This is a genomic window from Salirhabdus sp. Marseille-P4669 (assembly GCF_900240405.1).
GTDB lineage: Bacteria > Bacillota > Bacilli > Bacillales > Alkalibacillaceae > OEQK01.
In genome coordinates this window covers 641,922-655,481 of sequence record NZ_OEQK01000001.1, presented here as the reverse complement: position 1 = coordinate 655,481, position 13,560 = coordinate 641,922, and the positions used below count along the sequence as shown (strand labels likewise).

Here is a 13,560-nt window from a genome sequence, read left to right as displayed (position 1 = left end):
CCCCCTATGCTTCCACTTCTATTTTCGTTAATTTTGCTTGTTGACGCTTATAGCTAATGCGGTCGTAGGAAATAGCGAATACGATAATCGCACCAGTTACAACCTTTTGCCAGAATGTATCAATATGTGCCAAGATCATTCCGTTTTCAATGATGGCTAGTAAAAGCACCCCAAGTAACGTTCCTTGAATCGTACCTCGACCACCTTGAATGTTCGTTCCACCTAACACAACAGCTGCGATAACCATCATTTCCAGTCCTAACATCCCATTCGGGTCAACCGCCTTTGTATAAGCCGTTTGAGCGATTGCAGCAACACCAGCAAGAAAGCCCATGTATGCGAATACGAACATTTTAATTTTCTTTTCATCAATACCTACACGTACAGCCGACTGAGACTTACCACCGATTGCTAATACAGATCGACCAATTAGTGTGTGCTTTAAAATATACCAAGTTAATACTGCTACTACTGTTAGTAAATAAATTAAGATCGGAATACCTAGCAGTTCGTAGTTTGCAAAGGAAATAAATGCTGCTGGTAAATTCGAGCTGTTTAAATATTGTCCATTTGTAAAGTAAAGAACAAGTCCATTAATGATGTTAAGTGTACCAAGTGTTACTACGATGGCTGGAATCTTAATTCTCGATACAAGTAAACCATTTACACAACCAATAATTAATCCAACAAGTGGTGCGATTAAGAAAATAAGCAATACAGAAACCCAGCTGTTCGGTAAATGTCCAAACAGGCTACCAATTGTAACCGCCACCGCAGTTGTAACCGCAGCAACCGATACATCGATGTCACTTGTAATGATGATCAGCGTCATACCAATTGCTAGAATCGCCATTACAACGTTCCCTTCCATTATATCTAGGAAGTTTCCAACGGTTAGAAACACCGGACTTACAAAGGATAGAACAATACATAATAGAACGATAATCGCAAATATACTAAATTCCTTTTGTTTAATTAGTGATTTCATGGCCTATACCTCCTGACTGACTTGGCCAGACTCTGTGTTCACAACTGGAGTCTTCGCACTGCCTTGGCCTTGTAGTGCAAAGCTCATAATCTTTTCTTGTGTCGCTTCTTGAACACTTAGCTCTCCGGAAATTCTTCCATGACGCATTACGAGAATACGGTCACTAACGGCTAAAATTTCTGGTAGCTCCGATGAAATAACTATCACACCAATTCCATCGTTTGCTAGTCTACGAATAAGCTTGTGAATCTCTGTTTTCGCACCAATATCAATCCCGTTTGTAGGTTCATCAAAAATGATTACCTTTGGCTGTGTTGCCAACCATTTCCCAATGACAATCTTTTGCTGGTTACCACCTGATAGATTGGAAGCTGGTAGTTTTGGTAATGCTGGGCGAATATCTAGTGATTTCACATATTGCTCTGCTAGACTTACTTCCAGCTTGCTATCTATTAGCTTTAGTTTATTGCGTAGCTTCTTCAAAACAGGTAAGGACATGTTGTTGATTACCGATTGCTCTAAAACGAGTCCTTGTGTTTGTCTTGCTTCTGGAATGTAGGCAATACCTTTTTTCACGGCATCACTAGCAGAGTTCACCGTGATTTTTTCGCCGTTTAATTCTAGAGAGCCTTCATCTGGATTGTTCACACCGAAAATCGCTTGAGCGAGCTCGGTACGACCGGAACCAACAAGACCTGTAATACCAAGCACCTCGCCTTTTTTCACTTCTAAAGAAATGTCAGCGAAGTTTCCTTTTTTCGATAGGCTGTCTACTTTAAAAATGGTTTCGCCAACCTGAACTGTGGATTCGTTTTTCTCATAGGTTACGTTACGACCAACCATTAGTTGGATTAGCTTAGGCTCATCCATATCCGCTGCTTCATAGGTCCCAATATATTTCCCATCTCGTAGTACCGTAAAGCGATCGGAAACTTTAAATAGTTCCTTCAGCTTGTGACTGATAAAAATAACAGAGATACCGCGACTTTTTAGTTTTTCAATGATTTTATAAAGCTTTTCTACTTCTCCTTCTGATAGAGAGGATGTAGGCTCGTCCATTACGATTAATTTTGCATCGAATGCAATGGCACGTGCTATTTCTACAAGCTGTTGTTGTGCGATACTTAATTGCTCAACTGGAACGTTCGGATCAATGTCCACTTCCATGTCTTGTAATGCTTTTACTGCTATTTTTTTAATTTCTTTCCATTTCACTTTCGTCCAAGCTTTTTTGTCACTATCTCGACCAATGTAGATATTTTCTGCAACTGTTAAATTCGGGAATAAGCTTAAATCCTGATAGATGATTGAAATCCCTTTCATCGTTGCGTCTAACGGTTTCTTAATTTCCGCTTCCTTACCCTCAAAGAAAAACTTCGCACCTGGGTCTGGAGTATAAACACCAGCAAGTATTTTAATTAATGTTGATTTTCCTGCTCCGTTTTCCCCAATTAGCGCATGTACTTCCCCTTTTCTTATATCGAGCTGTACATCGTCTAACGCTTTAACACCAGGAAAGGTTTTACTTATGTTTGTCATTTGTAAAATCGATTCACTCATTTTGGACCCTCCTCGATCACGCCATTTTTTCTAACGCGTATTGAGCTAACTTACGCTCTTCACAAAACCTATTCACTTCTTCCAGTGTTGGAATTCCAGCTTGAGCACCAAGCTTCGTTACCTTTAATGCTCCAACTGCTGTTGCAAATTTTGCTGCTTGCACCAGGTCAAAGCCATCGGTAATGCCACAAGCAAGCGCACCAGCAAAGGAATCCCCTGCCCCAACTGTATCTACTGCTTCTACTGGGATAGACGCAACATATTCCCATTTACCTTCTTGATATACAACCGAGCCTTTCGAACCCATTTTTATAATGGAGTTGCGTACACCCATTTTTTCAAAGCCCTTTGCTGCTTCTAAAGCGCTTTCTACATCCTGCACATCAATACCGAGTAAATGATAGGTCTCTTGTCGGTTTGGTGTGATGACATCCGCATAATCCAATGCCTTTACCGTAATCCCCTCAGCAGGTGCTGGGTCTAAGATGACGTACATTCCTTTTTGCTTTGCGAGTTGCATTGCTCGGATGACCGTATCCTGTGGCACTTCCATTTGTACTAAAAGCACTTTACTATCCGACATATGCTCAAAGGCTTTCTCCACATCAGCTGGAGTTAAGTCATCATTTGCACCCTTTAGAACGAGCATCGTATTTTCTGCTGTCTGGTCAATTGTGATAATGGCTGTGCCAGTAGCAAAATCCGTTGACTGCTTCACAAAACGTGTATCAACCTTCACATCTTGTAAACTCGCAATCAATTGATCCCCATAAATATCTTTCCCGACAGAACCAATTAAACGAACCTCTCTGCCTAGCTTCGCAACAGCTGTAGCCTGGTTAGCACCCTTGCCTCCTGATAAATACTCTACCTTTTTACCAAAAATGGTTTGGCCACGCTCCGGGTAGTTATCGGTTAAAGCAACAACGTCCATATTTATACTTCCAACGACTGTGATGCTCATTTCGTATCACCCGCTTCTACTAATCTACTGGAAGGTAACGCTTCCAAAAATGCATGCAGCTCTTCCATTGCTTGTTCTAAGCTACGGTCCTTTTTAAATAAAGAAGACGTCCCACACACAAGCATTTCTGCACCCTTTTCTAAAACATTCGGAATGGTTTCATAGCTTATGTTGCCATCTACTTGTATCTCGATATTTAATTGTTTTTCGCGAATGATGCGATGCAACTCTGCAATTTTGTTATAGGTTAGCGGGATGAATTTTTGTCCGGCAAACCCTGGATTTACAGTCATGAGTACAACATAATCCACAACATCCCACACATAATCTAAATAGCTTAGTGGTGTTGCTGGATTCAAAGCAACTCCTGCCTTTATGCCGCGAGCTCGAATCGTTTGCAGCGTGCGTTGTAAATGTGTAGTTGCTTCTGCATGAACACTAATCATATCTGCTCCTGCATCTACAAATAAATCAATATATCGTTCTGGTTCTTTAACCATTAAGTGCACATCAAAGACCTTATTCGTATGAGGTCTTAATGCTTTTACCATATCTGGCCCCATTGTAAAGTTTGGAACGAAACTACCATCCATGATGTCAAAATGAAAAAAATCAACACCAGCCTGATCCAATCGCTTTACAGCATCCTCCAAATTCCCCATGTCAGCACACATTAGTGATGGCCCGATTTTTGCCATAGCATAACCTCTCCTTACTTTTCAAAACAAACACAATTTTGGTACCGCTTTCTTATAACTTAAAAAAATATAGTTTTCTTTCATTTGCAAAACAAAAGCTTTCTAGATTACGAGAGTTTTCTTAAAATTCAACAAGTTGAAATCGTTATCATTGACGTTCAAAAAAATTTGAAAACTTTTCTTAATTCATAGTTTAACACATAATCTGTGTTTTTCAACAAAAATTTGTTGTTTTTGTGTCGAAATAGCTAGAAACCGTAAATGAACGCAAATTAACAGCTTTTGTTCCCAAATTCTAGTAAATAAAAGCTGCGTTTTGAATATGCTGGAAATCCGTTTATCCTATTTTTTGTTCATTTTATGCTTTCAACATTTTCATTATGTTGTTTTCTTTGGGATTTGTGTTGTGTTTATGGAGTAGATGAGGATATATCTTTAGAAGGATGTCTATCTAATGGATAGATACGCTAAAGCTGCATAAGAAAAGACACCTTTGCCTCTTGCAAAGGTGTCTTCTATATTTAATCTCCTACAACTGCCTTTATTCCACGTTTTTTCAACTCATTTAGTTTCTCAATGGATACTTTATTGTCGGTAATTAAATATTGAATGTCTTTTAGATCGCATAGTCGAATTAATGATTTTTCACCAAATTTACTATGGTCCGCAAGTAAATAGTGACTTTCTGATATGCCTAACAGCTGTTTTTTTACTAATGCCTGCGCTTCGTGGATTTCACTAATACCTCTTGTTAAGTCTACTCCCATACAGGAGAAGAAGAATTTATCGACGTGATAATCAGAGATGACTCGTTCGGCAAAGTTGCCAACCAACGACATGGATTCCTCCATTACATATCCACCAATTAAAATAATTTGAATATCCGGTTCATTGACAAGCTCCAATGCCACTGGGATGGAATTTGTAATAATCGTTAAGCTCTTTCCCTTTAAAAATTTCGCCATTTGCAAGCCTGTTGTACTTGCATCAATTGCAATAATATCGCCATCTTCTACAAAGGACGCTGCCTTTTCCGCAATGATTTGTTTTTCCTGTATATTCGTTGCTTGTCTTTTTAAAACTGGAATCTCCATACCTTCTTTATGTGGAATTTTAACGGCTCCACCATGAATACGATTTAAAAAGCTTTCCGCTTCTAATTTTTCTAGGTCTCTTCGTATTGTCTCTTCACTAACACGAAAGCTTTTACTTAAATCCGCAACCCGAACATTTCCGTTTTTCTCAACTAAATCAATGATTTTACGTTGTCGATCATTTAAAAAGAGGCCCGATTCCTTACTCATTTTGTTCTTCCCCATTTCCGATAACCAATTTCAACATTCATCTGCATATCCCCAATTATACGTGTGGGTAATACCACATTATTTGTTATTTTGTTGTTGTTTTATCTTTACTTTTTGTTTGTTTTAAGTAGTCTTTTGGAAGTCCAAATCCGTTTGAAGCGTTTTCATTCCATATGTACCATTATCATATCGAATATTATCATTGGAAACAATACCAAACATTATTTTGTCTTCTCATACAATATTATACTAACATAAAAAAGCATCACAAATGATAATGTGGTTATCATTTGTGATGCTTCTCTTAAACTCGTATGGCTTCAACAGATACATCCTGCAATTTAGCTAACAGCTCATCTGTGACTGCGTTATCGGTGATGACACAATCTACTTTCTCTACTGAATTAATATGAGAAAAGGCTCGTACACCGAACTTTTCATAATCAATCATGACATATACTTTATCCGCAATGTCACACATCTTTTTCTTGATTCGTGCTTGCTCCTCATTGGATTCGCTAATTCCATAATCAAAGTCAAAGCCTTTGCACGAAATAAAAGCTTTTTGTACATGGTAGGTTTTTAAAGAATCCTCTGCTAAAGGTCCCACATAAGAATACGATCTTGCGGATAAAATCCCACCTGTAGAGATGACGGTGATATCAGGTTTTCCGCTTAATTCTAGTGCAACCTTTACCGAGTTCGTTAATACTGTTATTTGCATATTCGGTAATATTTTGGCCATATACCATGCCGTTGTGCTAGCATCAAGGATGATTTTATCCCCTACACGGACATGCTTTACCGCTTCTGTTGCGATGGCACGCTTCTCTTTTACGTTTCTTGCTTCTCTTTCGCCAAAAGGAATCTCCGGTGAATCCTGCTTCGTATCAATCCGAACCGCTCCACCATGACTTCGTGCTAGCTTGTTTTCAGACTCGAGCTTCTCTAAGTCGCGCCTAATGGTTTCCTCGGTGACCGAGAATAGCTTACTTAATTCGGAAACACGTATGCTTTTTCTTTCATTTACGATTTCAACGATTTTCTGGTGTCGCTCAGCAACCAGCATGCCTAACTCCCCACTTTCTAATCACCAATCAACTGACGAAAGGTGATATACGCCTCTTCCCATTCTCCACTATTTTGTTGCTCGTATTTTTGAATCGGGAAGGATTGCTTCACAATCTCTCTTGCTTCTGTTACATTATCAATTTTTCCTAATCCTTGATATTGGATTAGGATGTTTCCGATGGAGCTTGCTTCAATTGGCCCTGCATATACAGGTCGCTTAATCGCATCGGCAGTAAATTGGCATAGTAGACTATTTTGGATACCACCACCGACCATGTGCAAACGAGAAAAAGAACTACCAACTAATTGTTCTAACTTCTCTAAAACATAGCGATATTTCATTGCAAGGCTCTCTAAAATACAACGCAAAATTTCCCCTTTTGTTTCAGGAACAAATTGGTTTGTTTGTCTGCAGTACGCTTGAATTTGCTTTGGCATATGGGCTGGTTTAATAAACATTGGATGGTCTGGATCTACAAATGCTTGAAAAGGCTTTGCGGATTCAATAAGCGCTCGTTGTTCTTCAAAGCTTAATGCCTCGCCTTCCATTTCCCAAATACGGTTACTCTCCTGTAATAACCATAAGCCCATTATATTTTTCAATAGACGATACGTATCGCCAACGCCACCTTCATTCGTCATATTCCATTGTAACGCTTTTTCATTAATGATGGCATCCTCAACTTCTGTTCCTAAGAGAGACCACGTTCCACAGCTAAGGTACGCAAAGTGTTGGTTTTCTGTATTTGGAACGGCTGCTACAGCAGAGGCCGTATCATGATCCCCAACTGCCATTACGGGAATTGGTTTTTCAAGTCCAATCTCATCACAAATGGATGGCAGCAAGTCTCCTATTATTGTACCTGGTTTTACTGGTTCGTTAAAGATGTGGCTAGGGATTCCTAAGGCATTTAGAATCTCTTCATCCCATGTTTTCGTTTTTGTATTAAACACTTGCGTTGTAGTCGCATTCGTAAATTCACTCGTTTTCTTCCCTGTTAAAAAGTAACGAAGTAAATCTGGAATCATTAGAAAGGTGTCTGCTTGCTCTAACGCCACACTTCCAGCCTTCTTCATCGCATATAAATGATAAATCGTATTGATGTCCATAAACTGGATGCCTGTTTTCGCAAAAATTTCTTCCTTACTCACTTTCGCAAACACTTCATCCATCATGTTTTCAGTGTGACGATCTCGGTAATGATATGGGTTCGCTAATAGCTCGCCATTTTTATCAAGCAATCCAAAATCCACTGCCCATGAATCAATTGCTATGCTTTCGATTTCATAACCAGCATTGTGAGCTTTTAAAATTCCTTGCTTGATTTCATAAAATAATCGGAGAATATCCCAGTGCATGTGGTTTCCCACCTGCACTGGTTGATTTTTGAATCGGTGAATTTCCTTGATCGTTAAATGGTCGTTTTCTAGCTGTCCAATAACCGCTCTACCGCTACTTGCTCCTAGATCAAAAGCTAATACGGTCACCAGCTCGCCCCACCTTTTCCACGAGCTAAGATCTTGTCTTGATAACCACTCTTTAAAAACGCCGCCATTGGATCACGTGGAACGCCCATTTCTTCTCGAACTACATGAAGTAGTGGTGTTACATCTATTTCAAATGCTTGACGTACTGCATGCTCTGCAGCTAATACGTCTTGCTTTTCTTGTGCTTTTTGAACTTCATCTAAGTTGATTAATAATGCTTTCGCATACATCGTTTGTACGTTTGTAATTGAGCGAATCATTGCTGGAATTTTTGGTTCTAAATTATGACATTGGTCTAGCATGTACGCAATGTTTTCTGCATTTTGACGTACGCCTGCATCCTCATCGTTAAGAGCAGAGACGATTTGGAAGAATGTTAAGAATAGCTCATACGGATTTAATGCTCCAGCAAATAAGTCATCATCTGCGTATTTTCTACTATTAAAGTGAAAGCCACCAAGGCGTTTCTCATCTAATAGATAAGCTACAATGTGTTCAATGTTCGTTCCTTGTGGATGATGCCCTGTATCAACGAGCACTTCTGCTTTTGGACCAAGCTTTTGTGCCATATTAAAGGACATACCCCAATCCGCTAAGTCCGTGTGATAAAAGGCAGGCTCAAAGAACTTGTATTCAATTAGCATACGTTGATTGTCATCTAATGCATCGTACATTTCTTGAAGACACTCATACATCCAACGTTTTCTTTTGCGGAAATCTGCTTGGCCTGGATAGTTCGTACCATCTGCAAACCAAAGGCTTAAATCCTTTGAACCGATTTCCTTTGCAATGTTTACACACTCAATTAAATGTTCGGTTGCTTTACGTCGAACAGCTGGATCTGAATTTGTAACGCTTCCAAATTTGTAGTCATCTTCTTGGAAAAGGTTTGGATTCACTGCCCCTAGTTTTACGCCTAAGCCTTCTGCATGCTGCTTTAATTTCCCGTAATCGTCTACTTTATCCCACGGAATATGGATTGCTACGCTTGGACTAACCCCAGTATATTTTTGTACTTGTGCTGCATCCTCTAGTTTTTCGAACGGATCACGAGGTACTCCTTCTTGTTGGAATACTTTAAAGCGTGTTCCTGAATCTCCGTAACCCCATGATGGCGTTTCTACCTTTAATGCTTTTAATTTTGCCTTTACTTCTTCTAGGTTAATGCCACGTGCTTGTTGGTCTTGTTCAAATAATACGTAACGTTGATCTGTCATTTTATTCACCGCCCGATTCATATTTTTTAAAACACGAGTATTGTTTATAAAGAAACCCCGAAAAACGGGGCTTCCGAATAAGAACTCTTATCGTGTAAACGCTGCTGCTACCCCACCGTCAACGGTAACCATACATCCAGTTGTTTTTGCAGATCGAGAGGATGCTAAGAACGCAATGGATTCCGCAATGTCCTCTGGTAAAATGTTTACATTTAAAATCGTACGTTTACGGTAATGCGCTTCTAAATCATCTGTTCCAATTCCGTAAGAAGAAGCTCTTTCCTTCTTCCAGCTAGAATCCCAAATTTTAGAGCCACGAATTACTGCATCCGGCAATACAGAGTTTACGCGGATTCCGTATTGTCCACCATCTGCTGCGATTGTACGTGCAAGGTGTGTTTCTGCTGCTTTCGCAGTGGAGTATGCCGCTGCATTCTTCCCAGCATAGATAGAGTTTTTCGAACCAACGAACACCATGTTTCCGCCAATTTCTTGCTCCTTCATAAGCTTGAATGCCTCACGAGCTACTAGGAAATAACCAGTTACTAGAACGTTGATGTTTAAGTTCCATGCATCCATTGTTGTTTCTTCAAATGGGCTAGAGCTTGCTAGACCTGCGTTATTCACGAGAATATCGATACCACCATACGTTAATACCGTTTCTTTTATCGCTTCTTGAACCGCTTCTTCTTTTGTCACGTCTACTTTTACTGCAATGGTACGATTTTCACCATACTTTGCGTTTACTTCTTCTGCTAGTTTTTGAGCGCCTTCTAAGTTAATATCGGCAATGGCAACGTGTGCACCTTGTGATACAAGACGATAAACAGTAGCTGTACCAATACCGCCAGCACCACCAGTTACGAATGCAACCTGACGAGAGAAGTCTGCTTCCGCTGGTGCAAGGCTTAATTTGTAAAGCTCAAGTGGCCAATATTCTACTGCAAAGGATTCTGCTTCATTAAGAGATACAAAGTTTCCTAGAGCCGTAGAACCTCTCATTACAGAAATTGCACGATGATACAAGCCTTCACTGATTTTTGCTGCGAACCAAGTCTTACCTGTATTAATCATCCCAACACCAGGAATTAAAATAACACGAGGTGCAGGCTCACTCATTTCGTCGCCTTCCGATTTGTTGCGATTGAAGTATGCTTCGTATTCTTTTTCATAATCTTGAACCCCGGATTTAATTGCTTCTATAAGGCTATCTACGTCTTTTGTGCTTGGGTCCCAGTTAATGAATAGTGGAACACGCTTCGTATGCACTAAGTGGTCTGGGCAAGCGGCACCAACTTGAGCAAGCTCTTCCGCATCCACACTATTGACAAATTCCAACACGGCTTCACTCTCATCATAAGTCGTGAGCATTCTCTTATTCTGACTTACTTGACCACGTACAATTGGTAGTACCTTTGCAAAAATCTCTTTACGCTCTTCCGCTGATAAAGCCGTATATTTTGCTCCACCAAAGGCTTTAGCGCTTTTTGCTTTTTCTTCGATGTATGCTTCTGCTTCATTAATAATGGAAATCGTATTATGATAGCTTTCCTCAGACGTTTCCCCCCAAGTAACTAGACCATGCTTTTCCATAATGACAAGTTCTGGATTTGGGTGGTTTTGAACACCTTCCGCAATCATTTTCGACAATGTAAATCCTGGACGAATGTAAGGAACCCAAACAAAACGATCCCCAAAAATTTCTTCAGCAATTTCTTTACCGTTATCAGCACATGCAATGCTAATAATTGCATCTGGATGTGTATGGTCTACATGTTTGAATGGTAAAAATGCGTGTAATAACGTTTCAATTGAAGAACGAGGGTGCTTCGAATCAATCATGGTGTGAGATAAGTATTCCACCATTTCTTCATCTGACATTTCGTCTCTTTCTAGTAAAGGGCGAATATCTTCCAATCGTAAGCCAGTAAAGTTTTCTGCCTTCATCGTCGCAAGGTCAGAACCACTTCCTTTCACCCACATTACCTCAACATCGTCACCTTTGAAATCTTTGATAACCGTTTTCGTCGACGTATTTCCTCCACCATAGTTTGCAACTGCACGATCAGAACCTAAGAGATTAGATCTGTATACTAATTCCGATAAACCGCTTTCAAGATTCTTTGCGTCATTTTCATTCCATCGATTTTGAACCACATAAATTCCTCCCTTTTCTTCTGTGTTTTCATGATAACACAGTTTTGTTTATTTTTGAATACTTTTATTTTATTTTTGTTTTTGTATTTTTGTTTTGTTGTTTGTGTTTGGTTTTTGTGGGTGGAGGGTGTGGGGGCGGATTCGAGGGTGGGCGTAGTGGATTCGAGTGCGGGTGCGGCGGATTCGAGTAATTATGGAGATAATTCCACAACTTGAGGTGATATTCCTCCAAGATCGCTTGAGAATTCAACAATATGTGCTGATATTCATTCAATTAGGAGCGTTTATTCCTCAATGCGTGGGGTTAATTCAATTGGATTGGTGAATTCCTCAACACGGGGCGGGAATTCCACAATTGGGATGGATATTCCTTCAACTCAGAGCGAGAATTCTACAATTCGGATAAATATTTCCTCAACTAAGGCAATTAATTCAACAACTAACCTTGAGATTCCCTCAACTAAAGCATATAATTCAACAATTCAAACCAAAATTCATCCCTTTAAAGCATATGATTCAACAACTCCAATCCATCACATAAAGTTTTCTCCAAAAACCCAAACAGCGAGCGTATTTGAGTGGACTTATTGTTACCGATAACATAAAATAGAAGTAACATATATTACTATACTTTTTCATCGAAGATTTGAATGAAATATGTGATACAATTTACCTAGAATTGTTACGGAGAGGACGAGTGGATTTGGCAACTATTTATGACGTTGCGAAACGGGCGAATGTTTCTGCAATGACGGTTTCTAGAGTGATTAATAATGCAACAAATATAAAAGAGGCAACGAGGCAAAAGGTTTTAAAAGCGATTGAAGAATTGGACTATATTCCAAATCGATCGGCACAAACGTTAACATCGAAAGATTCGAAGCTGTTATCCTTGCTGATTACCGATGTGGCGAATCCCTTTTACACGAGTGTTGCAAGAGGGGCAGAGGATAAAGCGCACGAAAGAGGATACCAGCTCGTATTTAGCAATTCCGATGAAAGCTTTGATAAAGAGTCTTCCTATATTCGCTCCGCCATTTCAAGGGGAATTGATGGTATGTTATTTACCCCGTCAGGAGATAGTTCGGTTCAAAATATCAATCTATTATCCAAACATCATATTCCCGTCGTATTAGTAGATAGAAGGTTAGATTTGGAGCTTGATATGGTTGTTGGGGATAATATTAATGGAACGAAAATGCTTATGAATCACCTTTATGAATTAGGTCATACTCGAATTGGTTTGGTAACTGGTCCATCGGTTGTGTCGACAACGCGAGAACGTGACGAGGGCTACAATAATTTTATTAAGGAAAAAGGGTTGCCTAGCGATGAACGGTGGATATTCCGGACGGATTTAACGAAAAGACGTACGTCTGCCTATATCGCCCAGCTGTTAGCCTTACCTGCTGAAGAGCGACCGACAGCTTTTTTCAGCAACAACAACTTTTTAGCGGTCGATTTATTAAACAGCCTCAACGAGTTTGGAATTAAGGTGCCTGAGGATGTATCGGTCGTTTGTTTTGATGACCCGCAACCGATTCCAATGCCCGATTCCATTTTAACCGTAGTTCGGCAGCAGCCTTATGAATATGGTTATGTGGGGATGGAAATTCTTATTGATCGAATTGAGGGCAGCAAAACATCGAAACCGAATACCATTGTTTATACTCCAGAAATGATTATTCGTCATTCAACGAAAAGGCTTAATCCATGAGATGGCGATATTCTGTGTAAAAACTTAATTCTTGAGATGGCGACATACCACGTAAAAACTTAATTCTTGAGATGGCGACATACCACGTAAAAACTTAATTCTTGAGAGAGCTTCTTAAAACAAACCGTTCGCTTTAAGAAGCCTTTTTTATTTGAACTTTTCTAGCTTGTTTATGTCTTTGACTTTAAAGGAAGCAACTTCTCCGCATTGCGTACAAATCTCAAGTAGTAATGGAATGCCGTTTGTAAATACTTTCCCAACTGGACGAACATTGGCGTAGCCATGACCGATTTCTCCTTGAACAAAGGACGCGCTACCACATGCTTTACAGAATTGTTTTTCTGCCATATCTATCTCCTCCTTTTTTTATTTTCTACGTTTGGTAAGCCAAAAAAG

Annotated in this window: 11 protein-coding genes; 1 reads left to right on the top strand and 10 read right to left on the bottom strand. The window is 39.7% G+C overall.

Annotated features, from left to right (window positions below; all coding sequences use genetic code 11):
* Positions 1–4: 4 nt before the first annotated feature.
* The 9 genes from C1A05_RS02910 to C1A05_RS02870 all read right to left on the bottom strand — a co-directional run bounded on the left by C1A05_RS02910 (position 5) and on the right by C1A05_RS02870 (position 11,447).
* On the bottom strand, positions 5–988 hold the full coding sequence (locus tag C1A05_RS02910; RefSeq protein WP_102026667.1) for an ABC transporter permease: 984 nt from the start codon (positions 986–988) through the stop codon (positions 5–7).
* Positions 989–991: 3 nt separating this feature from the next.
* Positions 992–2,548, bottom strand: a complete 1,557-nt coding sequence (locus C1A05_RS02905; protein WP_102026666.1) for a sugar ABC transporter ATP-binding protein — start codon at positions 2,546–2,548, stop codon at positions 992–994.
* A 16-nt stretch (positions 2,549–2,564) separates the two neighbouring features.
* Positions 2,565–3,512 (bottom strand): ribokinase, encoded by a 948-nt coding sequence (rbsK, locus tag C1A05_RS02900; protein ID WP_102026665.1) that lies wholly within the window; start codon positions 3,510–3,512, stop codon positions 2,565–2,567.
* On the bottom strand, positions 3,509–4,210 hold the full coding sequence (rpe, locus tag C1A05_RS02895; protein ID WP_102026664.1) for a ribulose-phosphate 3-epimerase: 702 nt from the start codon (positions 4,208–4,210) through the stop codon (positions 3,509–3,511). Before rpe ends, rbsK begins: the two co-directional genes overlap by 4 nt.
* 521 nt (positions 4,211–4,731) lie before the next feature.
* Entirely contained in the window at positions 4,732–5,514 is a 783-nt protein-coding gene (locus tag C1A05_RS02890) for a DeoR/GlpR family DNA-binding transcription regulator (RefSeq protein WP_234998284.1), read from the bottom strand.
* Between the two features lie 304 nt (positions 5,515–5,818).
* Positions 5,819–6,583 carry a DeoR/GlpR family DNA-binding transcription regulator gene (locus C1A05_RS02885; protein WP_102026662.1) on the bottom strand — a complete coding sequence of 255 codons (765 nt, stop codon included), beginning with the start codon at positions 6,581–6,583 and terminating at the stop codon, positions 5,819–5,821.
* A 17-nt stretch (positions 6,584–6,600) separates the two neighbouring features.
* Complete coding sequence (gene rhaB / locus C1A05_RS02880; RefSeq protein WP_102026661.1) at positions 6,601–8,073, bottom strand: rhamnulokinase; 1,473 nt, start codon at positions 8,071–8,073, stop codon at positions 6,601–6,603.
* Positions 8,070–9,290: an L-rhamnose isomerase gene (gene rhaI / locus C1A05_RS02875; protein ID WP_102026660.1), complete on the bottom strand. Its 1,221-nt coding sequence runs from the start codon at positions 9,288–9,290 to the stop codon at positions 8,070–8,072. The genes rhaB and rhaI overlap by 4 nt, the downstream gene beginning before the upstream one ends.
* 87 nt (positions 9,291–9,377) lie before the next feature.
* Entirely contained in the window at positions 9,378–11,447 is a 2,070-nt protein-coding gene (locus tag C1A05_RS02870) for a bifunctional aldolase/short-chain dehydrogenase (protein WP_102026659.1), read from the bottom strand.
* Between the two features lie 703 nt (positions 11,448–12,150).
* Here C1A05_RS02870 and C1A05_RS02860 point away from each other — a divergent pair.
* Complete coding sequence (locus C1A05_RS02860; RefSeq protein WP_102026722.1) at positions 12,151–13,164, top strand: LacI family DNA-binding transcriptional regulator; 1,014 nt, start codon at positions 12,151–12,153, stop codon at positions 13,162–13,164.
* A 147-nt stretch (positions 13,165–13,311) separates the two neighbouring features.
* On the opposite strand, the gene C1A05_RS02855 is transcribed toward C1A05_RS02860, so the two are convergent.
* Positions 13,312–13,512, bottom strand: a complete 201-nt coding sequence (locus tag C1A05_RS02855; RefSeq protein WP_102026657.1) for a hypothetical protein — start codon at positions 13,510–13,512, stop codon at positions 13,312–13,314.
* Positions 13,513–13,560: the final 48 nt, after the last annotated feature.

Coding starts and splice junctions, on each gene's coding strand:
- C1A05_RS02910 (WP_102026667.1), bottom strand. CDS start 988: ATGAAATCACTAATTAAACAAAAGGAATTTAGTATATTTGCGATTATC.
- C1A05_RS02905 (WP_102026666.1), bottom strand. CDS start 2,548: ATGAGTGAATCGATTTTACAAATGACAAACATAAGTAAAACCTTTCCT.
- rbsK (WP_102026665.1), bottom strand. CDS start 3,512: ATGAGCATCACAGTCGTTGGAAGTATAAATATGGACGTTGTTGCTTTA.
- rpe (WP_102026664.1), bottom strand. CDS start 4,210: ATGGCAAAAATCGGGCCATCACTAATGTGTGCTGACATGGGGAATTTG.
- C1A05_RS02890 (WP_234998284.1), bottom strand. CDS start 5,514: ATGAGTAAGGAATCGGGCCTCTTTTTAAATGATCGACAACGTAAAATC.
- C1A05_RS02885 (WP_102026662.1), bottom strand. CDS start 6,583: ATGCTGGTTGCTGAGCGACACCAGAAAATCGTTGAAATCGTAAATGAA.
- rhaI (WP_102026660.1), bottom strand. CDS start 9,290: ATGACAGATCAACGTTACGTATTATTTGAACAAGACCAACAAGCACGT.
- C1A05_RS02855 (WP_102026657.1), bottom strand. CDS start 13,512: ATGGCAGAAAAACAATTCTGTAAAGCATGTGGTAGCGCGTCCTTTGTT.